Annotated in this window: 20 protein-coding genes and 3 pseudogenes; 11 read left to right on the forward strand and 12 right to left on the reverse strand. The window is 71.6% G+C overall.

Annotated features, from left to right (window positions below):
• The first annotated feature begins 791 nt into the window (after positions 1-791).
• From SCNRRL3882_RS08290 to SCNRRL3882_RS08300, 4 genes are all read left to right on the forward strand, one after another.
• Entirely contained in the window at positions 792-989 is a 198-nt protein-coding gene (locus SCNRRL3882_RS08290) for a hypothetical protein (protein ID WP_010042392.1), read from the forward strand.
• Positions 990-1065: 76 nt separating this feature from the next.
• Positions 1066-1305, forward strand: a complete 240-nt coding sequence (locus tag SCNRRL3882_RS40735; RefSeq protein WP_158688425.1) for a hypothetical protein — start codon at positions 1066-1068, stop codon at positions 1303-1305.
• Positions 1306-1779: 474 nt separating this feature from the next.
• Positions 1780-1914 (forward strand): hypothetical protein, encoded by a 135-nt coding sequence (locus SCNRRL3882_RS42220; protein ID WP_267880843.1) that lies wholly within the window; start codon positions 1780-1782, stop codon positions 1912-1914.
• A 392-nt stretch (positions 1915-2306) separates the two neighbouring features.
• Complete coding sequence (locus SCNRRL3882_RS08300) at positions 2307-2945, forward strand: PASTA domain-containing protein (protein WP_029181355.1); 639 nt, start codon at positions 2307-2309, stop codon at positions 2943-2945.
• A gap of 218 nt (positions 2946-3163) precedes the next feature.
• Here SCNRRL3882_RS08300 and tpg read toward each other — a convergent pair.
• Both tpg and SCNRRL3882_RS08310 read right to left on the reverse strand, forming a co-directional pair.
• Positions 3164-3689: pseudogene (tpg, locus tag SCNRRL3882_RS08305) on the reverse strand (telomere-protecting terminal protein Tpg).
• A gap of 15 nt (positions 3690-3704) precedes the next feature.
• A pseudogene (locus SCNRRL3882_RS08310) lies at positions 3705-4391 on the reverse strand (transcriptional regulator); the annotation flags it as partial.
• Between SCNRRL3882_RS08310 and SCNRRL3882_RS08315 the strand changes: the two are divergent.
• Positions 4391-4858: pseudogene (locus SCNRRL3882_RS08315) on the forward strand (methyltransferase); the annotation flags it as partial. The pseudogenes SCNRRL3882_RS08310 and SCNRRL3882_RS08315 overlap by 1 nt on opposite strands.
• Positions 4859-4865: 7 nt before the next feature.
• Here the strand turns inward: SCNRRL3882_RS08315 and SCNRRL3882_RS08320 are convergent.
• From SCNRRL3882_RS08320 to SCNRRL3882_RS08340, 5 genes are all read right to left on the reverse strand, one after another.
• Positions 4866-6017, reverse strand: a complete 1152-nt coding sequence (locus SCNRRL3882_RS08320; protein WP_010042403.1) for an XdhC family protein — start codon at positions 6015-6017, stop codon at positions 4866-4868.
• 32 nt (positions 6018-6049) lie between these two features.
• Positions 6050-7507: an NCS2 family permease gene (locus tag SCNRRL3882_RS08325; RefSeq protein ID WP_010042405.1), complete on the reverse strand. Its 1458-nt coding sequence runs from the start codon at positions 7505-7507 to the stop codon at positions 6050-6052.
• Positions 7508-7617: 110 nt separating this feature from the next.
• Positions 7618-10017 carry a xanthine dehydrogenase family protein molybdopterin-binding subunit gene (locus tag SCNRRL3882_RS08330; protein ID WP_010042407.1) on the reverse strand — a complete coding sequence of 800 codons (2400 nt, stop codon included), beginning with the start codon at positions 10015-10017 and terminating at the stop codon, positions 7618-7620.
• Between the two features lie 2 nt (positions 10018-10019).
• Positions 10020-10601 carry a (2Fe-2S)-binding protein gene (locus tag SCNRRL3882_RS08335; protein WP_010042409.1) on the reverse strand — a complete coding sequence of 194 codons (582 nt, stop codon included), beginning with the start codon at positions 10599-10601 and terminating at the stop codon, positions 10020-10022.
• Positions 10601-11491 carry an FAD binding domain-containing protein gene (locus SCNRRL3882_RS08340; RefSeq protein WP_010042411.1) on the reverse strand — a complete coding sequence of 297 codons (891 nt, stop codon included), beginning with the start codon at positions 11489-11491 and terminating at the stop codon, positions 10601-10603. The genes SCNRRL3882_RS08335 and SCNRRL3882_RS08340 overlap by 1 nt, the downstream gene beginning before the upstream one ends.
• Positions 11492-11868: 377 nt before the next feature.
• On the opposite strand from SCNRRL3882_RS08340, the gene SCNRRL3882_RS08345 reads away from it, so the two are divergent.
• Positions 11869-13542: a PucR family transcriptional regulator gene (locus tag SCNRRL3882_RS08345; protein ID WP_010042413.1), complete on the forward strand. Its 1674-nt coding sequence runs from the start codon at positions 11869-11871 to the stop codon at positions 13540-13542.
• A gap of 164 nt (positions 13543-13706) precedes the next feature.
• A complete protein-coding gene (locus SCNRRL3882_RS08350; RefSeq protein ID WP_010042416.1) occupies positions 13707-14480 on the forward strand; it encodes a hypothetical protein in 774 nt (257 codons plus the stop codon).
• Positions 14481-14665: 185 nt separating this feature from the next.
• On the opposite strand, the gene SCNRRL3882_RS08355 is transcribed toward SCNRRL3882_RS08350, so the two are convergent.
• Positions 14666-15487 (reverse strand): GntR family transcriptional regulator, encoded by an 822-nt coding sequence (locus SCNRRL3882_RS08355; RefSeq protein WP_010042419.1) that lies wholly within the window; start codon positions 15485-15487, stop codon positions 14666-14668.
• A 156-nt stretch (positions 15488-15643) separates the two neighbouring features.
• Here SCNRRL3882_RS08355 and SCNRRL3882_RS08360 point away from each other — a divergent pair, with 156 nt between their 5' ends.
• Together SCNRRL3882_RS08360 and SCNRRL3882_RS08365 are read left to right on the forward strand one after the other, a co-directional pair.
• Positions 15644-16495 carry a (2Fe-2S)-binding protein gene (locus tag SCNRRL3882_RS08360; RefSeq protein ID WP_010042422.1) on the forward strand — a complete coding sequence of 284 codons (852 nt, stop codon included), beginning with the start codon at positions 15644-15646 and terminating at the stop codon, positions 16493-16495.
• 313 nt (positions 16496-16808) lie between these two features.
• Positions 16809-17849, forward strand: a complete 1041-nt coding sequence (locus SCNRRL3882_RS08365; RefSeq protein ID WP_010042423.1) for a DUF2637 domain-containing protein — start codon at positions 16809-16811, stop codon at positions 17847-17849.
• Positions 17850-17936: 87 nt separating this feature from the next.
• On the opposite strand, the gene SCNRRL3882_RS08370 is transcribed toward SCNRRL3882_RS08365, so the two are convergent.
• Both SCNRRL3882_RS08370 and SCNRRL3882_RS08375 read right to left on the reverse strand, forming a co-directional pair.
• Positions 17937-18419, reverse strand: coding sequence for an ATP-binding protein (locus SCNRRL3882_RS08370; RefSeq protein WP_202459193.1), 483 nt, complete (start codon positions 18417-18419; stop codon positions 17937-17939).
• A 431-nt stretch (positions 18420-18850) separates the two neighbouring features.
• Positions 18851-19465: a hypothetical protein gene (locus tag SCNRRL3882_RS08375; RefSeq protein WP_010042427.1), complete on the reverse strand. Its 615-nt coding sequence runs from the start codon at positions 19463-19465 to the stop codon at positions 18851-18853.
• Positions 19466-19698: 233 nt separating this feature from the next.
• Here SCNRRL3882_RS08375 and SCNRRL3882_RS08380 point away from each other — a divergent pair, with 233 nt between their 5' ends.
• Positions 19699-20973: a helix-turn-helix domain-containing protein gene (locus SCNRRL3882_RS08380; RefSeq protein WP_010042429.1), complete on the forward strand. Its 1275-nt coding sequence runs from the start codon at positions 19699-19701 to the stop codon at positions 20971-20973.
• Between the two features lie 21 nt (positions 20974-20994).
• Here the strand turns inward: SCNRRL3882_RS08380 and SCNRRL3882_RS08385 are convergent, their stop codons facing one another.
• On the reverse strand, positions 20995-22737 hold the full coding sequence (locus SCNRRL3882_RS08385; protein WP_010042432.1) for a pyruvate dehydrogenase: 1743 nt from the start codon (positions 22735-22737) through the stop codon (positions 20995-20997).
• A gap of 66 nt (positions 22738-22803) precedes the next feature.
• Positions 22804-24432, reverse strand: a complete 1629-nt coding sequence (locus SCNRRL3882_RS08390; protein ID WP_102514769.1) for a protein phosphatase 2C domain-containing protein — start codon at positions 24430-24432, stop codon at positions 22804-22806.
• 212 nt (positions 24433-24644) lie between these two features.
• Here SCNRRL3882_RS08390 and SCNRRL3882_RS08395 point away from each other — a divergent pair, with 212 nt between their 5' ends.
• Entirely contained in the window at positions 24645-25127 is a 483-nt protein-coding gene (locus tag SCNRRL3882_RS08395) for a DUF456 domain-containing protein (protein WP_029181357.1), read from the forward strand.
• The last annotated feature ends 4 nt before the right edge of the window (positions 25128-25131 follow it).

The raw sequence follows: 25131 nt of genomic DNA on the forward strand, positions 1-25131 counted from the left end.
GAGCCAGCTGCTGACGCAGATCGATCTGCTGCCGCTGCGCGCGGGACAGGCGTAGCTCGAGCGCTGTGTGCCCCTCCGGGTCCGTTGGCGGTAGCACCTGTAGGGCGTCAACCCGGCGTTTCAGTTCCACCGCCTTTGCCTGAGCCTGGCCGAGCATGGCGAACAGAAGCGTGGCGATCTGAAGCGCCTGCGCCCGGCTGCGCTCGCTGGCCTCGTAGGCCTGCCGGACGACCTGCAGTTCCTGATACACCTCAATGGTTCGGTCCTTAGCCGCCAGCAGGTCATGAGCGAGTGCCAGCTCTTTCGTGCCCTCCGCAAGCGGCGTCGGACTGGCCCGGGCCCTTTCCCATAAGTCTCGTGCCATCTGCAGGCGCTGCCCGGCACGGTCGACCGGTTCGTCGGGGAAACAGACGTCAGCCACCGCTTCGACCAGGTCCCACGTCAGTGCCTCACCGGACAACAGATCACGCAGTCGGCGCACTTCGGGCACCGCCCCGGCCGTGAAGTGGTCCGGCGTAAGACGCTGGTGGAGCTGCCTCACCGACATTGAGGCATCGTCCAGCCAGGACCGCACCTGCTCAACCAACTGATTGATCTCAGCACACGACCCTCTGGGCGGTGCCCACGGCCGGCCCGGTCGTCTCCCCTTGCCCCCCACGGGCCCTCCCGCTCAGTTGTTCACCGGACAACCCCCTGTTGTCGCCGGAGAACATTCAACCGGCTCACCAGCGGGTTTTACTCAGGATCGTCCCAATCCCTTCCCGGTGAAACCTCATCAAGGCGGTGCACTCGTGAACTACGGCTCCACGGCGTTCCTGCTTCTCGTCCTGGCGGTGGCCGTCTTGTTCGCCACGGTTGCCGCAGTGATCGCCTTCGGCCTTGCCCGTTGGGAGGGAGCCGCCATTCCGGCGGCCCTTTCACGCAGCGGTGTCACCTTTGCTGCAGCCCTGACCCTGTGTCTTGGCATCCTCGCCTTCCTTGGCCGGTAGCCCGTCAACAAAAGGTGGCCCACTCCTCTGGGTGAGGACGTCCTGGCGGCGACGGAGCAGGGTCAGTACCTTTCCCGTGGCCAGACCGACGCAGGCGATGGGCGACGGGGGAAGGTTACGGGCGCTGCGGGTCGCTCTGCGGATGGTGATCATGATCGAGGTGCTGCTGTGCCTGGTGTGGCTGGTGCGGGCCGGCTGCCTCACCGGGCAGCGCCCGAACGACGGAGACATCGCCCGGTGGGTGCGCGCGGAGCGCCGGTGGAAAGGGACAAGCAGAGCGGCCTGGTGGGCCTCGGGCGCGTGGCTGAACTGCTGAGCCGGACTGGGTGTCGTCAACCAGACTGCGGCCGCCGGGCGGGAGCCGTTCACCCGGGCCGCCACAGACATCCCTGAGAGCTACCCGCTCGCCAGCACAGCGGCACGTCGCGTCAGGCGACGCGAGACCAGTGCGCCACAACATGGCTGACACGGCACACCTCCGGCCAAGAGGTCCGCCTCGTACAAGACCGCGACGATCTCGAACGGCGGGTGGTCGAAGACGACGGAGGGCCCGTCCCGCGCTGGGGCGGATGGCGTCGCCGAGCCCGCTCGGCTACGTCACCCTGTGCCCGCCGTGCTCGGGAGCCGCCTTCCAGCGGTACACCGGTGACCTGCGCGGCGTGCTGTGCGACTCGCCCCGCGTGCGAGGCACCCGCGCCGTCGACCACCTGTGCCGCCTGTGCGTTGTGCGGCAGCTGCAACACGTTCGAGGGCAAGAGCTCCCCGGGCGCCTGGAGCACTAGGAGGGTCCGTGCTGCACTTGCTGGAGTGCCGCGGCTGCCTGGAGCGGCGGTCCCTGCCCGGCCGGTACCACGTCGCCATCGTCCAGAAGCATCTGGAGGCGACCGAGCGCCACCGCGGCCGCCGATGCCGACGCCAGATGTAGGTCAGGCACGTGGCACTCGCCCACGGCGCGCACCGCTTTGAGCTGGATTGCTGGTGGCACAGCCAGAAATTGACGAAGGACGTCACGGTGCCCGAGACCGTGGCGCTCGTACGGGACTTCGTCGACCAGGCTCCCGTCGCCGCGCAGCCGGACGCCGCGGTGCCGGCCGCGCGTGCCGCGTCGGGCACCACGGCGCCTTCCTGAGTGCTAAAGGCCACCTCCGCCCGCCGCCAGGAGACCCCTCATCAGGGGTGAAGCCCTCAGCGCCCGCCCGGCATCGGGCGGGCTATTGTAAAAATCGAGCATACTACCATAAAGCGACACGCCTGCCTCGGGAATCCCGCAGGTCGCGCTTGCCGACCCCTCGCCCACGCACGACCCTTGGGGGGATCATGCACACCCAAGTACGCACCACCCTCGCTGCGGCCTGCCTCACCACGCTGGCCAGCCTCAGCGCCTGTGGCGGCAACGGCACCCCCACTGACGACGAGCCGACGCGAACGCCGGACACCACGACCAGCGCACCCGCCGACAAGCCCACGCCAACGCCAGAGTCCGCCTCTCTGCCAGACATGATCGGCAAAGGCCTGCAGTCCGCGCAGGACCAGGCCCAAGATGCAGGCTTCTACAATCTGACCTCACACGATGCCCTCGGTCGCGGCCGAGAGCAGTTCGACGACCGCAATTGGAAGGTCTGCTTCCAGGCCCCAGACCCCGGTCAGCACCCGACCAACTCCAAGGTCGACTTCGCCACCGTCAAGCTCGAAGAGACCTGCCCGGCCACCGACCAAGGCACCCAGACCGAGACTGCCGGAGCGTCGATGCCCGACTTCAAAGGCAAGTCCGTCAAGGTCGCTCGCGAGGCACTCCCTTCCAACGCCAGCATCGTCGTCAACGACGCCTCCGGCGAAGGCCGCGTCATCGTCATCGAGTCCAACTGGAAGGTGTGTTCCCAGGAACCCGCTGCTGGCACCAAGCTCGAAGGTCAACCAGTGACGCTCAACGCTGTGAAGTTCGAAGAGACCTGCTGAGACCCGCCGGCTGACAGTCCAGCATCGTCAGCAATGTCCCCTCACACGTGCCACAGGCAATCCGGCCCCAAGCCCACCGTCGATTCGGTGTAGGCACCCAGTAGCACCCGCTGCCCGATGACGGAACCGAAGGCCATCACGCCGCTTCACACCCCTCGCGGATACGCGAGCGAGCCCGTACCAAGCGGTCCGCTCGCAGGCTGTTCGGGGTGCGGCTGCTACAGGTCGAACTCGAGGTGCTGGATGTCCGTGAAGTGGACCTCCTCCAACTGGCCGGCGCGGCGGCCGCCGTCCCGGAAGTACACCTCCTTGAGCGCCTCAGCGGCGATCTCCTTGAGGCGCTGCTCGGTGGCGCCCTGCTCCTGGCAGCGCCACCGTGAGGTGACGCAGGCGGTCCTCGTCGGTGGATCCGACCGGCGCGGTGTAGCCGATCCGGGCGCGCGTGTCGATGACGATGCCGCCGGTCGTCGCCGCCTGCTGCCGGGCCTTGGCCCGGATCTGCGGCTGCAACCGGGCCTTCACCTCGCGCTCCAGGCGCGCGGCGAGGTCCGGGCGCGGCTTCTTGATCCGGTCCTTCACGTACCGCTCGACGGTGCGCTGGGAGACCCGCAACATCTGGGCGACCGGCTTGGTGCCCTTCATCTGCTTGACCAGGTACCGCATCTGCGCGCCCGCGCTCTTGGGCGCCGGGCGGGTGAACGCCTTCTGCACCGCGGCGTCCAGGCCGTCCCCGAACAGGCTCATCGTCGCCCTCTCCTCCTCTCTGTTGTCGACGTCGGTGACGGTGCCGTCCTTGATATACCGGGCGAGGTTGAGCTCCGGGGCGTTGAACCGCTCGCGGACCTCCTCGCCCCACAGCACGGTCTGTGTGCCCTCGTGCTTGACCAGGCCCGGGTTGATGCCGAGCTTGAAGCCGCCGGGCAGCGGCTTGCCGTCCCGGCAGGGCAGGAAGTCCAGAGGGCTCTCGCCGTCGGCCGCGTACACGACGCAGTCGGACAGGATCGCCACCGGGTACTGCCCGGTGAACGCCGCATGCCTGACGATCTTCCGGTGCAGGTTGATGCGCGTGCGGGAGATGACCGCCGCGCGGATGTCCGGCCGCCACGTCGGCCGGGACAAGGCCCGCCAGGGCTTGCCCTGCCGCCAGCCCTCACCGCGCGGGCGCTCGCGCAGCTTGCCCAGGCCGCCCTTGACCTTCGCCTTGATCGCCAAGACGACGATCGCCAGCTGCGGGTCACGCTCCTCGTAGCCGTCCATGGCCGCCAGGAAGTCGGCCGGCGACAGGTCGGCGTGCACGCCGAGGTCGGCCATCGTGGTGAGGTAGGCGTCGCGGAGCCGGTTGTACCAGCCGTCCAGGTAGCGGCCGTTCTCGTACCGCACGTACGCCTCGAGCGGCGCGACGTCGTAGCCGAGCTCCACGGCGTAGGCGACGGTGGGCGTGGCGTATCCTCACGGCGTTCCCGGATCTCAAGGGCGTCGTCCTCGACACTGCCGACGGCCTCGCCCAGGCGCCCGAGACCCTGCGGCGGCACGGGCTCACCGACCGCTGCTCCCTGGTCGCCGGGGACTTCTTCCGGTCGGTGCCCGGGGGCTCGGACCTCTACCTGATGAAGAGCATCCTGCACGACTGGCCGGACGACCGGGCGGTCACGATCCTGCGCCACTGCCGCGCCGTACTGCCTCCGGGCGGGCGGGTCCTGATCCTGGAACCGGTGCTGCCCGAGGCCGTCACGACCGGCGGAGACGGGAGCACGTACCTCAGCGACCTCAACATGCTGGTGAACGTGGGCGGCAGGGAGCGCACCCGCCAGGACTTCGCGGACCTGTGCGATGCCGCCGGCCTGTCCCTCGGCTCCGTCGGCCCGCTCCCGGAGGCCGAGCCGTTCTCCCTGCTGGAGGCCGTGGCCCGCTGAGCCGGCCTCAGGCCACCGACCCGATCCGCCCGACCGCCTGCGACTCCGGCTCGTGGTGGATCGGCGTGTGGGCCCCGGTCAGCGAGACCCCGCTGCCGCCGCGCCGCCCGGCGACGATCTCCGACGCGATCGACAGGGCCGTCTCCTCGGGCGTACGGGCCCCGAGGTCCAGGCCGATCGGCGAGCGCAGCCGGCTCAATTCCAGCTCGGTGACACCGACGTCGCGCAGGCGCGCGTTGCGGTCCAGGTGGGTGCGCCGGGAGCCCATGGCACCGACGTACGCCACCGGCAGGCGCAGCGCCAGTTTCAGCAGGGGCACGTCGAACTTGGCGTCGTGGGTCAGCACGCACAGGACCGTGCGGGCGTCGACGTCCGTGCCCTCCAGGTAGCGGTGGGGCCACTCGACGACGATCTCGTCGGCCTCCGGGAAGCGCGCCCGGGTCGCGAAGACGGGGCGCGCGTCGCACACCGTGACGCGGTAGCCGAGGAACTTGCCGATGCGGACCAGGGCGGAGGCGAAGTCGATCGCGCCGAACACGATCATGCGGGGCGGCGGGACGGAGGACTCGACCAGGACGGTGAGCGGCGCTCCGCAGCGAGAGCCCTGCTCTCCGATCTCCAGGGTGCCCGTGCGGCCGGCGTCCAGGAAGGCGCCCGCCTCCGCGGCGACCGTACGGTCCAGTTCCGGATGGGCGCCGAAGCCCCCCTCGAGCGTGCCGTCGGGGCGGACCAGCAGGGCCCGGCCCGTCAGTTCGCGCGGACCCGAAACGATCCGCGCCACCGCCGCCGCCTCCCCTCGGGCGGCGGCGGTGAGCGCGGACGCGACCACCGGCCGGGCCGGATCGCCGGCCCGCACCGGGGTGACCAGGATGTCGATGACGCCGCCGCAGGTCAGACCCACGGCGAAGGCGTCGTCGTCGCTGTATCCGAAGCGCTCCAGGACGGTGTCGCCGTCCCGCAGCGCCTGTTCGCACAGCTCGTAGACCGCGCCCTCCACGCAGCCCCCGGAGACCGAGCCGATCGCCGTGCCCTCGGCGTCCACCGCGAGCGCGGCTCCCGGCTGCCGGGGCGCGCTGCCGCCGACGGCCACCACGGTGGCCACGGCGAAGTCACGGCCCTGCTCGACCCACCGGTTCAGCTCCTCGGCGATGTCCAGCATCTGTCTCGGTCTCCTTAAGGCTGCGGCGGGCGTCAGTGGACGCCCAGCCAGCTCTCGATCGGGTTGAGGGCGAAGTAGACGAGGAACACCGCCGTCAGGATCCACATGAAGGCGCCGATCTCGCGCACCTTGCCCTGGGCGGTCTTGATGGCCACGTAGGAGATGACGCCCGCGGCGACACCGGTGGTGATGGTGTACGTGAAGGGCATCAGCACGACCGTGAGGAACACCGGGACGGCGGTGGCCCGGTCGGCCCAGTCCACGTGCCGGGCGTTCATCAGCATCATCGCGCCGATGACGACGAGGGCGGCGGAGGCGACCTCCTGCGGCACGATCGCGGTGAGCGGCGTGAAGAACAGGCAGGCCGCGAAGAACAGGCCGGTGACCACGGACGCGAGACCCGTGCGGGCGCCCTCGCCGACACCGGTCGCCGACTCGATGAACACGGTCTGGCCGGAGCCGCCCGAGACACCGCCGATCGCACCGCCGGCACCGTCGATGAACAGCGCCTTGGACAGGCCCGGCATCCGGCCCTTGTCGTCGGCGAGCTCGGCCTCGGTGCCGACGCCGATGATGGTCGCCATCGCGTCGAAGAACCCGGCCAGCACCAGCGTGAACACGATCATGCCGACGGTCATCGCGCCGACCTCGCCCCAGCCGCCGAACTCCACGTCCCCGAAGAGCGAGAAGTCGGGCATGGACACCGCGCTGCCGTGCAGCTCGGGGGCACCGCCCGCCCATTGCCTGGGGTCGATGACGCCGGCGGCGTTCAGGATCGCCGCGACGACCGTGCCGCTGACGATGCCGATGAGGATGGCGCCCGGGATGTTCCGGGCCTGGAGCATGAAGATCAGCAGGAGGGTGCCGGCGAACAGCAGCACCGGCCAGCCGGCCAGTTCGCCCGCCGGGCCGAGCGTGACGGGGGTGGCCTTCCCCTGGTGCACGAAGCCGGACTTGTAGAAGCCGATGAGGGCGATGAACAGACCGATGCCCATGGTGATGCCGTGCTTGAGCGCGAGCGGGATCGCGTTCATGATCATCTCGCGCAGACCGGTGACGACCAGCAGCATGATGACCACGCCGTACATCACGCACATGCCCATCGCCTGCGGCCAGGTCATCTCGGGCGCGACCTGGGAGGCGAGGACTCCGGAGACGGAGAGACCGGCGGCGAGGGCGAGCGGCACCTTGCCGACGAAACCCATCAGCAGCGTGGTGAGGGCCGCCGCGAACGCGGTCGCGGTGATCAGGCCCTGCTGCGCGAGGGTGTTCCCCGCCGCGTCCTTGCCGGACAGGATCAGGGGGTTGAGCAGGAGGATGTACGCCATCGCCATGAAGGTGGTGACGCCGCCGCGCACTTCGCGCGCGACCGTGGACCCTCTGTGGGATATGTGGAAGTACCGGTCGAGCCAGGACCGTCCGGCCGGGACGCGGGTGCCTTCGCCCGCGTCCTCGGCTGTGGTCCTCGGCTCCAGTGACTGCTGGGTCATGTGGGCCTACTCCCAAGTTTCATAGGGGGTTGGGATGCACGACCCGGGGGACGGCCCGAGACGAACGAGGGGGCCCGGGGGACGCGGTCCCCCGGACGGAACTCTCCTGTTCAGGCCTCGGAGAGTGACGTACCCGTCAGGTGCTCGGGCCGTACCGGAGTCCGGTTCAGCTCGAGCCCGGTCGCGTTCCGGATGGCCGCGAGGACCGCCGGCGTCGACGACAGGGTGGGTGCCTCGCCGATGCCGCGCAGCCCGTACGGGGCGTGCTCGTCGGCGAGTTCGAGGACGTCGACCGGGATGGTCGGCGTGTCGAGGATGGTCGGGATCAGGTAGTCCGTGAAGGAGGGGTTCTTCACCTTCGCCGTCTTGGGGTCGACGATGATCTCCTCCATGACCGCCACGCCCAGACCCTGTGTCGTGCCGCCCTGGATCTGGCCGAGCACGGACAGCGGGTTGAGCGCCTTGCCGACGTCCTGGGCGCAGGCCAGCTCGATGACCTTCACCAGGCCGAGCTCGGTGTCGACCTCGACGACGGCGCGGTGCGCGGCGAAGGAGTACTGGACGTGTCCGTTGCCCTGGCCGGTGCGCAGGTCGAAGGGCTCGGTCGGCCGGTGCCGCCACTCCTCCTCGACCTCGACGACCTCGTCCTCCAGGACGTCGGCCAGGTCGCCGAGGACCTCGCCGCCGTCGGTGACGACCTTGCCGCCCTCCAGCAGCAGTTCGGCCGTCGCCCAGGCCGGGTGGTAGGAGCCGAACTTGCGGCGGCCGATCTCCAGCACCTTCTCGCGGACCAGCTCACAGGCGTTCTTCACGGCGCCACCGGTGACGTACGTCTGCCGGGAGGCCGACGTCGAACCGGCGCTGCCCACCCGCGTGTCGGCCGGGTTGATGGTCACCTGCGTGACGCCCAGTTCGGTGCGGGCGATCTGCGCGTGGACCGTGACACCGCCCTGGCCGACCTCGGCCATGGCCGTGTGGACGGTGACGACGGGCTCGCCGCCGACGACCTCCATCCGGACCTTCGCGGTCGAGTAGTCGTCGAACCCCTCGGAGAAGCCCACGTTCTTGATGCCCACCGCGTAGCCGACACCGCGTACGACGCCTTCGCCGTGCGTGGTGTTGGACAGACCGCCCGGCAGCTGCCGTACGTCGGCGCCCTCACTGGACTCCCACTGGCGCTCCGGTGGCATCGGCATCGCCTTGACGCGGCGCAGGAGTTCGGCGACCGGGGCCGGCGAGTCGACCGGCTGCCCCGTCGGCATGATCGTGCCCTGCTCCATGGCGTTGAGCTGCCGGAACTCCACCGGATCCATGCCGAGTTCCTTCGCCAGCTTGTCCATCTGCGCCTCGTAGGCGAAGCAGGCCTGGACCGCGCCGAAGCCGCGCATGGCGCCGCAGGGCGGGTTGTTGGTGTAGAGGGCGATGGCCTCGATGTCCACGTCGTCGATCACGTACGGGCCGACCGACAGGGAGGAGGCGTTGCCGACGACGGCCGGGGAGGCGGAGGCGTAGGCGCCGCCGTCCAGGACGATCCGGCACTTCATGTGCGTGAGCTTGCCGTCCTTGGTGGCCCCGTGCTCGTAGTGGAGCTTGGCGGGGTGGCGGTGGACGTGCCCGAAGAAGGACTCGAACCGGTTGTAGACGATCTTGACGGGCTTGCCCGTGCGCAGCGCCAGCAGGCAGGCGTGGATCTGCATCGACAGGTCCTCGCGGCCGCCGAACGCGCCGCCGACGCCGGACAGCGTCATCCGCACCTTGTCCTCGGGCAGGCCGAGCACGGGCGCGATCTGGCGCAGGTCGCTGTGCAGCCACTGGGTGGCGATGTAGAGGTGGACGCCGCCGTCCTCCTCCGGCACGGCGAGGCCGGACTCGGGGCCGAGGAAGGCCTGGTCCTGCATGCCGAAGGTGTACTCGCCCTCGACGATCACGTCGGCCCGCTCGCGGGCCCGGGCCACGTCCCCGCGGACGATCGGCTGGCGGTGGACGATGTTCGGGTGCGGGACATGACCGGCGTGGTGGTCGTCGCGGTTCTCGTGGACGAGGATCGCGTCCGGCGCGGTCGCGGAGGCCTCGTCGGTGATGACGGGCAGCTCCCGGTAGTCCACCTTGATCTTCGCGGCGGCGCGGCGCGCGGTCTCCGGGTGGTCGGCGGCGACGATCGCGACCGGCTCGCCGTGGTGGCGGACCTTGCCGTGGGCGAGGACCGGGGTGTCCTGGATCTCCAGCCCGTAGTTCTTCACGTCGGTCGGCAGGTCGTCGTACGTCAGCACGGCGTGGACGCCCGGCAGGGCCAGGGCCTCGCTCGTGTCGATGGAGACGATCTCGGCGTGTGCCACGGTCGAGCGGAGGATCTGGCCCCACAGCATGTCCTCGTGCCACATGTCGGACGAGTACGCGAACTCACCGGTGACCTTGAGGACGCCGTCCGGGCGGAGCGTGGACTCGCCGATGCCGCCCTTGGTCTGCGAGCCCTGGGTGATCTTGGTGGGGGTTCCGTTGGGGGAAGACATGATCAGACCGCCTCTCCCTGCCGGGCGGCCGCCAGGCGGACCGCGTCCATGATCTTCTCGTAGCCGGTGCAGCGGCACAGGTTGCCCGACAGGGCCTCGCGGATGTCCGCGTCGGTCGGGGTGGGGTTGCGCTCCAGCATCTCGTCGGCGGCGACCAGCAGACCCGGCGTGCAGAAGCCGCACTGGACGGCGCCGGCGTCGATGAACGCCTGCTGGATCGGGGAGAGCTCGGTGCCCTCGCCGGTCTGCGAGTCGGTGCCCCTGGCCTCCCACTGCTGGGCGTTCTGCAGCGACGTACCGCAGGCGCCGCTCGCGCAGCCGCCCTCGGCGCGCTGCCTGGCGTAGTCGGCGAGCCCCTCGACGGTGACGACCTCGCGGCCCTCCACCTGACCGGCCGCGACCAGGCACGAACACACCGGCACACCGTCCAGGCGGACCGTGCACGAGCCGCACTCGCCCTGCTCGCAGGCGTTCTTCGACCCCGGCAGGCCGAGCCGCTCCCTCAGCACGTACAGCAGGGACTCGCCCTCCCACACGTCGTCGGCTTCCTGCGGACGGCCGTTGACCGTGAAGTTGACGCGCATTACGCAGCTCCCTCGGTGATGCGGCGCGCGCCGCGATAGGACTCCCAGGTCCAGGTCAGCGTGCGGCGGGCCATGACGCCGACCGCGTGGCGGCGGTAGCTCGCGGTGCCCCGGACGTCGTCGATCGGGTTGCAGGCGGCGGAGCACAGGTCCGCGAACTGCTTGGCGACGGAGGGGGTGATGATCTTCCCGTTGTCCCAGAAGCCGCCCTCCTCCAGGGCCGCGTTCAGGAACTCCTCGGCGGTCTTGGCCCGAACGGGTGTCGGAGCGGCCGAACCGATGCCGGTCCGCACGGTCCGCGTCCGCGGGTGCAGCGCGAGCCCGAAGGCGCACACGGCGATGACCATCGCGTTCCGGGTCCCCACCTTGGAGAACTGCTGCGGCCCGTCGGCCTTCCGCACGTGCACGGCCCGGATCAGCTCGTCCGGGGCCAGGGCGTTGCGCTTCACCCCCTTGTAGAACTCGTCGATCGGGATGCGACGCGCACCGCGCACCGACTCCACCTCCACCTCGGCACCCGCGGCGAGCAGGGCGGGGTGGGCGTCGCCGGCCGGGGAGGCGGTGCCGAGGTTGCCGCCGACGCCGCCGCGGTTGCGGATCTGCGGGGAGGCGACCGTGTGCGAGGCGAGGGCGAGCCCCGGCAGCTCGGCGCGGAGGTTCTCCATGATCCTCGTGTAGGGCACGGAGGCACCCAGCCGCACGCTCTCCTCGCCGACCTCCCACTCGGAGAGGTCGCCGATGCGGTTCAGGTCCATGAGGTACTCGGGCCGGCGGTGGTCGAAGTTGATCTCGACCATCACGTCGGTGCCACCCGCAATCGGCACAGCGGTGGGATGCTCGGCTTTCGCGGCGAGCGCCTCCTCCCAGCTGGCGGGGCGAAGGAAGTCCATGACCGGCTCTCTTCTTCGTCTTCTCGTGGGGCGTGCAGATTGAGCCAATCCGTGTGCGGCGGTCCCGGCTCGTTCATGTGCTGTTGACGCGTAGTGGACTCAGTACACAGGCCGGTGCTCCGGCGGGTCAGTCACGGAAACCATGAAGGAGTTGGCTGGCCAGGACGGGCATCTTGTAGATTCGTATGAACGGAGGCCATCAGAAACCTCCTCGTTTTCCTGTGGAAACGCGCGACACAGCCGCGTGACCTGGGACACGGCCAGGACCGGTTCGGAGGGCGAGGGCCATCGCCCACCAGCCCACCGAACAACCGTTCATCCCTCTGCCCCACCAAGATTCACCATAGATTTCGAGACAAAGAACGGCGGCGACGAGAATGCGGCTGCGCGCACTGCTGGACACCGACGCGCTGGGCCTCAAGCTGCTCGGCGGCGAGGACGAGCTGGACCGCACCGTGCGCGGTGTGATGACCACCGACCTGCGCGATCCCAGCCGCTACCTCTCGGGCGGCGAGCTGGTGCTCACGGGCCTGGCCTGGCGCCGGGACGCCGCGGACTCGGAACCGTTCGTGCGGATCCTGGTGCAGGAGGGGGTCACGGCCCTCGCTGCGGGCGAGGCCGAGCTCGGGGACGTACCGGACGACCTGGTCGAGGCCTGCGCCCGCCACCGCCTCCCGCTCTTCGCGGTGCACGAGTCGGTGGCGTTCGCGACGATCACCGAACACGTCGTACGGCAGGTCTCCGGTGAGCGAGCCGGCGACCTCGCGGCCGTGGTCGACCGCCACCGCCGGATGATGACGTCGGGCCCGGCGGGCGGCGGCCCGGACGTGGTCCTGGACCTCCTGGGCTCGGACCTGGACCTGCGCGCCTGGGTCCTCTCCCCCACCGGCCGCCTGATCGCGGGCCCGAAGACGTCGGGCCCCGCCCTCACCGCCGAGGCCTGCGGCCGACTGGCGGCGGAACACCTGGCCGCCACCCGCACGGGCCGCCGCGCCCCGCACCGCGTCCTCGTGGGCGGCGCGACCTACTCCCTCTTCCCCATCCGCTCGACGGGCCGCGCCCCGCAGACCGCCCGGGACGCCCGGGAGACGGTCCTGTCCGACTGGCTGCTGGCCGTCGAGGCGGACGCCGGGGACTGGGCGGAGGAGCGCCTCGACCTGCTGTACGGCGTCACCCAGCTGATCGCGGTCGAGCGCGACCGCCGCGACGCCGCCCGCACGGTCCGCCGCCGCCTCGCCCAGGAGGTCCTGGAACTGGTCCAGACGGGCGCGGCCCCCGCGGAGATCGCCGCCCGCCTCCGGGTGGCCGCCCCGGTCCTGCTGCCCGGCCTCGGCACCGCGCCGCACTGGCAGGTGGTCGTGGCCCGCGTCGACTGGGACGGCGCCGGTATCGAGGAGGGCCCGGTCGCCCAGGCCCTGCTGGAGGAGATCCTCGTCGACCCCCTGTCGGCGGGCCCGGAGCACTCCGACCGCATCGCGGTGGCCCACACGGGCGACGAGGCCGTCGCCCTCGTCCCGCTCCCCGCCGTCTCGACGGAGCACGACGGCTCCGAGACCGGCGTCCTCGCGGACGCGCTCCTGGAGTCCGTACGGGATCCCCTGACGGCCGGCCTGAGCGACGACGGCCGCCTCACACTCGGCGTCAGCGCGGCCGTGCACTCGGCGGAGGGCCTGCGCGGCGCACTGGAGGAGGCCCGCCACGCCCGCCGGGTGGCGGCCGCCCGCCCGGGCCGGGTCTGCGCGGCGGGCCACCAGGAACTGGCCTCCCACGTCCTCCTCCTGCCCTTCGTCCCGGACGACGTCCGCCGCGCCTTCACGGCCCGCCTGCTGGACCCGCTGCGCGACTACGACCGCCGCCACCGCGCCGAACTGATCCCCACGCTGGAGGCGTTCCTCGACTGCGACGGCTCCTGGACCCGCTGCGCCACCCGTCTCCACCTCCACGTCAACACACTGCGGTACCGGGTGGGGCGCATCGAGCAGTTGACGAGCCGTGACCTGTCACGCCTGGAGGACAAGCTGGACTTCTTCCTGGCGCTGCGGATGAGCTGAGACACGGGGCGCCCCGGCCCGAACGCGGGACGCCCCGGAGTCCCACGACTTTGTGAAATCCTTCACCCACCCTCTTGGCCCGGCCCCGCGATTCGTGCTGAGATGCCGCCACCACTCAACAGCTCGATGGCGTGCTCGGGGAGGGCAACGTGGCGCATTCCGCCATGTCTGGTAACGGAACGACCGCCGGTGACGATCCCCTCCAGACCGCGGTATGGCGGCTGCGCTCACGCGCGTGCTGGGCCGACGCGGCCGCCCTGCTGCTACCGGACACCCCCGCGGCGGCGCTCCAACGCGCGTCGCTGCTGGTGGAACGGTGTCTGTACACGGAGCAGGGCTGGGAGGAGGCCGAGGACGCCCTGCGCACCGCGGAGGCGCTGGCCCACAGCGACGACGAGCGGGGCGCGGCCGCTTGTGAACGCGGGTACTTGGCCTACGCCGCGACGCTGCTCGCGGTGCGCGACCGGGCCGACGAGGCGCGGGCGGCGCTGGGGCGGGCCGCGGCGCTGATCCCTCCGGGGGCTCCGCAGCGGGCCCTGCTGGACTTCCGTCGCGGGCTGCTCGCGGAGAACCTGACGCGGTCACCGCAGGCGGCGCGGGCCGCGTATCGCCGTGCGCACGCGGGGGCGACGGCGCAGTCCGATCCGTTGCTGCTGTCCTTCACGTGGCGGCATCTGGCCGGACTCGCCTTGCGCGACGGGGAGTTGGCGGAGGCGCGGCACGGGTTCGCCGAGTCGCTGCGGATCCGTGAGGAGCTGGGCTATCTCGTCGGTACGGCGCCGGCGCTGGTGTCGCTCGCCGACACGGAGACCGAGCCGGAGGCGGCCCGGCTGCGGGAGGAGGCCCGGCGGCTGTTCCGGTTGCTCGGGGGTGTGCCGACGTGGTTGGCACGGCAGTTGGCCCCGGTGCCACCGGCTGCGGGGGCCGCGACGGCTTGAGGTGCCGATGGGCAACCCGGCGTCGTTGCCGGGGCCGGGTGGGTCCGCAGCCCGGCGGAGCGGGGTGCCGCTGCGCCCACCCGTGCCGCCCTTGGCAGCACGACTGCCCGCAGCTGGGGCGCAGCGGTCGGACACCCTCCGGCGCGGCCCCCACGCACAAGCCGGCCGCAGGCGCAGACGCGCGCTCAGCCGGCACCCGCGAAGTGCTCCCCCACCAGCGCCCGCACGACCTCGAGGTCCTGGGCGATCAACGCGTCCAGCAACGCCGTGTGTTCATGCGCGTCCGCCACCAGATCGGCCCGGCCCCGCATCCCCGGCCCGCTCCCCACCAGGGGCCACTGCGCCCGCCGGTGCAGGTCCTCCGCGATCTGGACCAGCTGCTCGTTCCCGGACAGGGACAGCACCGCCCGGTGGAACCCCCGGTCGGACTCCGCGTAGGTCGCGCGGCAGCCGGAGGACGCCGCGCGGACCGTCGCCTCGGCGAGGGGACGCAGCTCGGCCCAGCGCTCCGCCGACACCGTCCGGGCCAGCCGCAGCATCACCGGCACCTCGATCAGCGCCCGCACCTCGGCCAGCTCCGCCAGTTCCCGCGCTCCCCGCTCGACCACCCGGAACCCACGGTTCGGCACGACCTCGACGGCACCCTCCAGGGCCAGCTGCTGCATGGCCTCCCGCACCGGCGTCGCCGAGACCCCGAACCGCTCGCCCAGCACCGGCGCCGAGTACACCTCCCCGGGCCTCAGCTCCCCGGCCACCAGCGCGGCCCGCAGCGCATCCACGATCTGCCCGCGCACCGAGGACCGCTGAACGACGGCCCGCCCCCGCAAAGCAGCCGGCGGGACCGGCTCACTGTGCGTGTGCTCACCTCGCACCACCTCGGCACCGGCTCCGGGCCTCACCCGACCCGCGTCCGCCACCCCGGGCTGCCGCGGCACCCGGACCTGGCCCTCCGGCACCTCCCCCCTCGGCACCCCCGCCCCGGCGGAGCCCTGCGCGCCCTGCTTCACGGCTCCTCCTCCGGACGTATCGGTACTTGGGGTCATTACGGCGGGTTGTTACTCGTCCGTCAAGCACCATAAGCGCACCGGCCGCCAGTTCAAATCCCAGCGATCTTCGGTAAGGTAAGCCTTACCTTCAAACGACCCACGTGGACCGGTGATCACATGCCCCTGCCCCCTTCGGCCCTCTCCGGCGCGTACGCCCGTCTGGCCGAGGTCATCCCGGGGCTGGCCATCACCGAACTGACCGCCGCGGACGAGACCCCCCAGGGCGGCAACTGGACCACCGCCGCCGCGCTCGCGGAAGCCGGCCCCGGCCTCGACGCCTTCCTGTCCTGGGACGACGCCCAGATCCGCCGGGACTACGACCGCCAGGCACGGCCCGACGTGATCGCCAGCTTCGGCCTGCACCGGTACGCCTGGCCCGCCTGCCTCCTGATCACCGTCCCCTGGTTCCTGCACCGCCGCGTACCCCGCTACCCGGTGACGCACGTCTCGTACGACCGCACCGCCCCCGCCCACCCCGTCGGCCACCTGGCCGTCCGCCCGGCCGGCTTCGCCTGCCTGCCCGGCGACGAGGCAGCCGCGCTGCCCGGCGCCCGGGTCGTCCCGGACGAGGAGGCGCTGCGGGCCGAGGTGCGGTCGGCGGTCGCGGAGCACCTGGAGCCGGTCCTGGCCGGTTTCGGACCCCGGATGCGGCGCCGCGGCCGGGCCCTGTGGGGTATGGCGACGGACGAGATCGTCGAGGGGCTCTGGTACGTCGCCCAGCTGCTCGGCGAGATCGAGGAGCGGCGCGCGATGCGCGAGCTGGAGCTGCTCCTGCCGGGCGCGACCAAGCCGTACGTGGGCACGGCGGCCTTCCGCGAGCTGACCGGCCCCGGCGGCGAGCCGCTGCGCACCCGGGACCGCGCGAGCTGCTGCATGTTCTACACCCTGCGCCCCGAGGACACCTGCGCCACCTGCCCGCGCACGTGTGACGCCGACCGGGTCACCAAGCTGCTGGCCACGGCCGGTTGAGCAACCCCGGGCAGACACGGACGGAGCACCCCCGCCTCCCCGGTAAGATCATCACCGAACCGGCCACCCACATGCCCGCAGCCGATTCACAACTTCCTCACGTGTCACGGGAACTTTCCGGGGAACCACCCGTGCGGGTAGTCTTCTTCGAACTCAACTCTCGCCCCTCAAGCGGCAGTTCGAGCAGAATGTCGCCCTGGGCAATCCCTTGCACTTCCTTGGCGGCCTCTTGCCCCGAAACCCCCTGAGGGCCGGTGGGATTGGGCCACTATGGCGGGCGTTACGCCCTATCCCAATGCAAGGGACCACCCAGATGAGACTGACCGACATATCGCTGAACTGGCTGCTTCCGGGCGCCGTGCTTCTCCTGGGCATGCTGGCGGCGGTGGCGGTGCTCGCGCGCGGCAAGCGCTCCTCGGTCAAGGACACGAGCGCGGACGATTCCTGGGAGCGCAGCGAGGAGCGTCGCAGACGCAAGGAGGCCCTCTACGGCACCGTCTCCTACGTCCTTCTGTTCTGCTGCGCGGCCGTCGCCGCCGCGCTCTCCTTCCACGGCCTGGTCGGCTTCGGCGAGCAGAACCTCGGCCTCTCCGACGGCTGGCAGTACCTCGTCCCGTTCGGCCTGGACGGCGCGGCGATGTTCTGCTCCGTGCTCGCGGTGCGCGAGGCCAGCCACGGTGACGCGGCGCTCGGTTCGCGGATACTGGTATGGACGTTCGCGCTCGCCGCGGCCTGGTTCAACTGGGTGCACGCGCCCAGGGGCGTCGGCCACGACGGCGCCCCCCACTTCTTCGCCGGCATGTCCCTCTCGGCGGCGGTCCTCTTCGACCGTGCGCTGAAGCAGACCCGCCGGGCCGCCCTGCGCGAGCAGGGCCTGGTGCCGCGCCCGCTGCCGCAGATCCGCATCGTGCGCTGGCTGCGGGCCCCCCGGGAGACGTACAAGGCCTGGTCGCTGATGCTTCTGGAGGGTGTGCGCAGCCTGGACGAGGCCGTCGACGAGGTGCGCGACGACAAGCGCAAGAAGGACGAGGCCCGGCAGCGGCGGCGCGACCAGCAGCGCGTGGAGCGCGCCCAGTTGAAGGCGATCAGCCGCGGTCACCGCGGCCACTTCGGCCGTGGTGGCGGCCGGCAGCTGGAGGTGCAGGTGGAGCGCGGCTCCTCGCAGGTCTCCGCGGAGCCTGCCATATCCGCGCCGGAACAACTGCCCGTCCGCTCGCGTCCCTCCCTTCAGCCCGTTCGTCACGGAGCTGACCCGGTGACCGTCGATCTCACCGCGGAGGACGACACGCAGGCTCTGCCGCGTCTCGACTCCCTGGAGCGCAAACTCAAGGACCTGGAGCAGCAGTTCGGCTGACCGAGCCGCGCAGAGAAAGCGCCGGGAAGGGGCGTGGCCTGCGGGCCGCGCCCCTTTCGCCGTTCCCCTCTCTCCGCGCTGCTCCGTTCACGCCGCCTCGGTCTCCAGCTCGAACCAGACGGCCTTGCCCACTCCGTGCGCCCTGACGCCCCAGGCGTCCGCGAGGGACTGCACCAGGAACAGGCCTCTGCCGTTCGTACCGTCGTCGGCGACCGGTACGCGCAGCCGGGGTCTGCGGGCCACGAAGTCCCGTACCTCCACCCGTAGTCCACGGGGTCCGACGGTGGCCGTCAGGACCGCGTCGTGGTCGGTGTGGACGATCGCGTTGGTGACGAGTTCGCTGGTGAGCAGTTCCGCGACGTCCGATCGTGCGGTCCTCCCCCACTGCCCGAGCAGCTCTCGCAGGGCCCGGCGCGCCTCCGGCACGGCCCGTAGGTCCGCCCGCCCGAGCCTGCGCCTCAACTGAGGCGCCGCCGCCTGCTCCGTGACGTCTTCGGACTTGTCCTCCACCGTCTTCGCCGAGAAGGCCCCGATCGTTATGGGACCGCCTCCTCGTGCCTGCCTCTCCATGACCCCCGCCCGCGCGCCGATGTCGGTTCCCCTCCTGCTCGAACACGTTCACGGGGATCCATGCCCCGTCGGGCACGTGGCAGTCATGTCGGTTCGTCAACGACCGGGTGTTCGGCCATCCGGCCGGGACCGGCGGGCCGGGCGGCGGGGCCCTGAGCCGTACGGCGGCGCGGAGGAAGGGGACAAGAGGGTAGCCGGTGGGCGCCCCGCCGCGGATCCTGACCGCCGGAGATCGGACGAACTGCCGATGGCCGGCTGCCGATCCTTCCGTACGCGGCGAAGGCGTGGGGCTGCTGGTCCCGGTGCCCGCCGGCCTGGTGAAGTTGGCCGAAGTACGACGGTCCTCCCGGGGTTCCCGGCCGGTACGGGGCCGCCCTCCCCACCCCCGTGACGGGAGGACGGCCCCGGTCCTTTCCTTGGTGGCCGCCCGGTCAGTACAACTTGTCGACGGCGGTGGTCGTCGTCTTCTTGAAGGCGGCCACGGGCGCGTCGTCGAAGTCGCCCATCTGTCCCCACTCCACGACGGTGACGGTCCTGCCGTCCCGTCCGACGGACAGCAGCGCGATGTCCGTGGCCCCCCAGGACGTCTCGGTGTGCAGTCCGCGGACGCGGGCGCCCTCCTCGACCGGCAGCGAGCCGTAGTCCCGGCCCTCGGCCCGGACGTCCGGTGAGGACTCCTCGATACGGTCGGCGCAGGTGCGGACCGCGTCGTCGAAGCGCTTGGCGAGGGCCTTGGCCTTGGCGGCGGAGCCGGTCACGACGGTGACCTGTACGGCGCTGGTCTCCAGCTCGGTGCGGAACGCCCGGTGCCGGTAGTCGTATCCGGGCAGCTCCGCCAGGCAGGAGCCGAGCTCCTCCGGGAACCCGTCGGTGACCGGTCCGGCGGTCCAGCCCGAGGTCGGGTGCGGCGGCAGTTCGGAGGCCGACAGGAACCTGGGCGAGGCCTTCGGTGCGGCGCCGGCCGGCGGTGCCGTGAGGACCGTGCCGGCCGCGAGGGCGGCGACGGTGAGGGCGGTGAGCGCTCCTGCTCGGGTGCGCATGGGCATGGGTGTCCCCCCGTGGGTGAATGCGTGGATGTCGGATGCCGCCGCGACGCCGGTTGGTCGGCCCGGCCCTGGTCGGTGCGGCACCAAGAGCATCAGCGGTCACAGCAGGCGGGCGCAACAGCCCGCGCCCGATCCGGCGCGGTGGAACCATCCCAGCCCGTTTGACGTGCAGGTACGTGGGGTGCCTGGGATGCCCTCCGGGCCGGGTCGGACCGCACGAGGACGGGGGAACGGTGTCGGTACAGGAGGACGTCGACGACGTCGGGGAGTTCGCGGCGCTGCTGCGGGCGCTGAAGGAGCGCACGGACCGCAGTTACGGCTCACTGGCCCGCCGCCTGAACATGAACACCTCGACCCTGCACCGCTACTGCGCGGGCGAGGCGGTCCCCCTCGACTTCGCCCCCGTGGAGCGTTTCGCGGCCCTCTGCGGGGCGACTGCGGAGGAACGCCTGGAACTCCACCGCCGCTGGCTCCTGGCGGTGGCGGCACGCAGGCGGCCGCGTACGGAGACCGCGGCGGGTGACCCGGTCGCCGTACCGGGCCCGGACAGCGACCGGGAGGCCGGGCCGACGACCCGCCCCTGGTACCGCCGCAGACGCGTCGCGGTCGGTCTGGCCGCTGCCTGCGCGTTGCTCGCGACGCTCGGGAGCCTGTCCGCGCTCCCGGACGGGCGGCGGTCGTCCGACGACCGTGTCCGTACGGCCGGGCCCGCCCCGACCGGCACGACGGAAGCCGGGGCACCGAACCGGGACAGCCCCTCACCCACCCCTCCGAGCAGTTCCCCCACCGGCGAGCGGCCTTCCCCCTCCGCCACCCCGAAGAAGAAACCGTCCCCCGCACCCTCCACCCCGGGTGCCGGCCCGCCCACCGGCGCCGGCGGAGCGACCCCCGGCACACCCCTCACCTGGTCCGCCAACTCCCAGGCCTGGAAGCTCGGCTGCGGGCACGACTACGTCATAGCCAAGCCACCGGAGCAGGTGCCCCCACCCCCGGCACCGCAGGACGCGGGCACCTGGGCGGCCACGCAGGCCGCGGTGCACGGCGGCGAGACGCTCGTCGAACTGTCCGTACAGGGGCGAACGGACACGGCCGTCGTCCTGGAGGCGCTGCGCGTGCGCGTCGTGGGGCGTACGGCGCCCGCGCAGGGCAACGCCTACGCCATGGACCAGGGCTGCGGCGGTTCGATCACCCCGCGCCACTTCGACGTGAACCTGGACATGGACCGCCCCATCGCCCGCGCGGTCGCCGGGAACGATGCCGGCACACCGATCCCGGCGGTGCGCATGCCGTACCGCGTCTCCGCGCGGGACCCCGAGGTGCTGCTGGTGACCGCCCGGACCGGGACGTGCGACTGCCGCTGGTTCCTGGAGCTGGAGTGGTCCTCCCAGGGCCGCAGGGGCACCGTCCGCATCGACGACGCCGGCCGCCCGTTCCGCACCAGCGGCATCAAGGAACTGCCCCGGTACATGTACGACACCTCGGCACGCCGGTGGACGCCCTACCGCTAGCGCTCCAGGGACCGGCCACCCCTAGAGCCGGGGCACGTTGCGCAGGTTGGAGCGGGCCATCTGGACCATCCGGCCGACGCCGCCGTCCAGCACCATCTTGGAGGCGGACAGGGCGAACCCGGTCACCATCTCCGCCTTGATCTTCGGCGGGATGGACAGGGCGTTGGGGTCGGTGACGACGTCGACGAGGGCCGGTCCCTTGTGCTTGAAGGCGTCCTTCAACGCCCCGGCGAGGTCCTTGGGCTTCTCGACGCGTACCCCGTGGGCACCGCAGGCGCGGGCGACGGCGGCGAAGTCGGGGTTCTTGTTGGTGGTGCCGTAGGACGGGAGTCCGGCGACCAGCATCTCCAACTCGACCATGCCGAGGGAGGAGTTGTTGAAGAGGACGACCTTGACGGGGAGGTCGTACTGCACCAGCGTCAGGAAGTCGCCCATCAGCATGGAGAAGCCCCCGTCGCCGGACATCGACACGACCTGCCGCCTCCGGTCGGTGAACTGTGCGCCGATCGCCATGGGCAGCGCGTTGGCCATCGAGCCGTGGGAGAAGGAGCCGATGACGCGGCGGCGGCCGTTGGGTGAGATGTAGCGGGCGGCCCAGACGTTGCACATGCCGGTGTCGACGGTGAAGACAGCGTCGTCGGAGGCGACTTCGTCGAGTACGGACGCCACGTACTCGGGGTGGATCGGCACGTGCTTGTCGACCTTGCGGGTGTACGCCTTCACCACCCCCTCCAGCGCGTCGGCGTGCTTCTTCAGCATCCGTTCGAGGAAGCGGCGGTTCTTCTTCTCCTTCACGCGCGGGGTCAGGCAGCGCAGCGTCTCCCGTACGTCGCCCCACACCGCGAGGTCCAGTTTCGAGCGGCGGCCGAGGTGTTCGGGCCGGACGTCGACCTGGGCGATCTTCACGTCGTCGGGGAGGAAGGCGTTGTACGGGAAGTCGGTGCCGAGCAGGATCAGCAGGTCGCACTCGTGGGTGGCCTCGTAGGCGGCGCCGTACCCGAGCAGCCCGCTCATGCCGACGTCGAACGGATTGTCGTACTGGATCCACTCCTTGCCGCGCAGCGCGTGCCCCACCGGGGACTTGACCTTCCCGGCGAACTCCATGACCTCGGCGTGCGCACCGGCCGTGCCGCTGCCGCAGAACAGGGTGATCCTGTCGGCTTCGTCGATCATTTCGACGAGCCGGTCGATCTCGGCGTCGCCGGGGCGGACCGTCGGCCGGGAGGTGACGAGGGCGGTCTCGGCGGCCTTCTCCGGGGCGGGTTCGGCGGCGATGTCGCCGGGCAGGGAGACGACGCTGACGCCGGAGCGGCCGACGGCGTTCTGGATGGCGGTCTGGAGCAGCCGGGGCATCTGCTTCGGGCTGGAGATCAGCTCGCTGTAGTGGCTGCACTCACGGAACAGCTGGTCGGGGTGGGTCTCCTGGAAGTAGCCGAGGCCGATCTCGCTGGACGGGATGTGGGAGGCGAGGGCGAGGACCGGGGCCATGGAGCGGTGGGCGTCGTAGAGGCCGTTGATGAGATGGAGGTTGCCGGGCCCGCAGGAGCCGGCGCAGGCGGCGAGCTTGCCGGTGATCTGGGCTTCCGCCCCGGCGGCGAAGGCGGCGGTCTCCTCGTGCCGGACGTGGATCCAGTCGATGGCGGAGTTGCGGCGTACGGCGTCGACGACCGGGTTGAGGCTGTCGCCGACGACTCCGTAGAGGCGTTTGACTCCGGCGCGGGTCAGGATGTCGACGAACTGTTCCGCGACGTTCTGTTTGGCCATGTCTCTCGTCTGCCCCTTCGGTCTCCGGGGATCCCTCCGGGTTCCATCAAGTCACACGGGAAGCCGTCACGCCTCCCAAACGGCCGCGGCCGTACGGTCGTCCGCGTAACCCTTGACCCGTACTTGGGAGTCCGCGAGGAACGCGGCGAGTCCGGGCGGCTCGGGGCGGGACCACCGCTCGGCGAGGTAGTCGCCCAGTTCGGGTTCGCCGCGCAGCGGGTCGGCGAGGCCGCCGCTGCACACGAGGAGCGTGTCACCCGGGCGGGCGACGGAGGTACGGAAACGGAAGGGTTCGCGGGGTGGTTCCGGGGCCGGTTCGTAGGGGCTGGGCGGGGTCGGGATGCCGAGGTCCATGGTGAGCCGGTCGCCCTCGGGGGTCTCGGCGGGCGGCGATCCGAACCCCACGACGGGTTCGCCCTTGACCTCGGGGACCTGCGGTTCGATGTCCTGCCACTCGCCGTCCCGCAACCGGAACAGCCCGCCGGGCCCGACGCCGAAGAAGACACGCGTACGGCACTCGGGGTCGGCGGACAGCAGCAGACAGCGCAGGCCGGCCGCGTACTCCTCCGGGGCGACGCCCTGTTCGGCGGCGCTGGCGCGGAGCTTGCCGAGGCTGCGGTCGGTGAGGCGGTGCAGCCCGGACTTGAGGTCGCCGCGCCGCCCCGCCCTTATGTCCTCCACGAGCCGAGCGTGACTGCGCCCGACGGCCCGCCCGATCCAGTGACAGGCCTCTGCGGCGGCCCGGTGCGCCCCCGGCGTGGCCCGGGCCCCGGTCGCCATCGCCACCAGCAGCAACGCACGCTCGCCGGTGCCGAACCGCGCGGTCAGCAACGAGTCCCGCCGCGGCTCCCCCCGGTACCGCGCGGAGTCCCCCCGTACGGACACGGCCCGCAACGTGCAGGCCCCGTACCGGGCTCCGTCGAGCACGGTGTCCGCGACGAGGTCGTCCAGGTCGTCGGGGTCGGCGAGCGGCAGGGCCGTCGGTTCGGCGTCGTAGGTGGGCGGCCGCGAGCCGACGTGGCCGCGGGGCCGGGGGGAGGACGCGGGGCGCTCGAACCTGGGTTCGGGTTGCTCGGGCGGGAGATCGGCGGGCGGCGGATCGGCCGGGGCGGGGGACACGGTCCCGCCGGGGCAGGACTCGGCTGTCGGCCCCGTGGTGGGACCCCTGGGCGGGGCGCCGGCCGTGCTGGAGCGGGCCTCGGGGCTCGGCCGGAAGGGAGGGGCCGAGGGGGGCGGGGGGACCGTCGGTGGGTCGGAGGACGTCCCCGAGGCCGGGATCGTCGTCCCGGGAGTCTCCCCCGGACTGTCCGAGGGGCTGCCGGGCCCGGCCGGTGCGACCGCACCATCCGTGGGCGTCCGCTCTCGTCCCTGCCCTGGCCCCGCGGTCGGGAAAGCCGTCGGGAAAGTCACCGGTCCGGTGGGCCGTGCCGGCGGTGGTTCCCAGGGGGCGCGCCGTGGTGACGGACCGGAGGCACGTGGGCTGTCCATGAGGTCGTCGGCACCGGCCCGAGGCGCCGGAACCACCGGCTCGGAGACGGGAACGCCCCGGTCGCCCACCGCCCCCGCCGCCGAGGCGAAGCGGTCGTCGAGGGAATCGGGTGCGGGTGTGGGGCCCGTGTCGCCGGTGGAGTCGTCGTACAAGTGCCCCCACCAGTCGTCCTCGGGACCGGTGGGCCTTCCCCCCTGCTGGCTCATGCCCCTGATTGTCCACCGCACGGGCCGGATGAAAACGGGGCTTGTGGAAAAAACCGGCCTCTCACGGCACCACGAACGGCGCGTCGAGTGAGCCGTAGAACGGTCATGCGATATGGCGACGTCCCGGCGGCCACGAGCGGCTGACCTGCGGGTCTGGACCACGACTACGCTTGTGACCTGCACCTTCTCCCGTGTTCCGGCAGTCTGGTGAGATGGGAGTGTGGGACCTCCTGCTGGTCGGGCTGGTCATCCTGTTCGGTCTGTGCGGAGTGCTGCTGCCCGCGGTGCCCGGTTCGTTGCTGGTGTGGGCCGCGGTCATGTGGTGGGCGCTCAAGGACCCGCAGCCCGTCGCCTGGTGGATCCTGGTGGGAGCCACGGTCCTGATGCTGGTCTCCCAGGGAGTGCGCTGGGCCCTGCCTCCCCGGCGGCTGCGGGCGAGCGGCGCCACCCAGCGCATGCTGGCCTACGCCGGGGCGGGATCCACCCTCGGCTTCGTCCTGCTCCCCGTCATCGGCGCGATCCCCGGTTTCCTGGCCGGCATCTACCTCGCCGAACGCCTCCGCCTCGGCCGCCACGCCGAGGCCGTCGCGACCGTGCGCACGGCGATGCGCTCGGGCGGTTCCAGCGTGCTGGTGGAACTGTTCACCTGCCAGCTGATCGCGGCGGCATGGGTGGGGGCCGTTTTCGGGGCGTGAGAGC

Source organism: Streptomyces chartreusis NRRL 3882 (genome assembly GCF_900236475.1).
Classification (GTDB): Bacteria; Actinomycetota; Actinomycetes; order Streptomycetales; family Streptomycetaceae; genus Streptomyces; species Streptomyces chartreusis_D.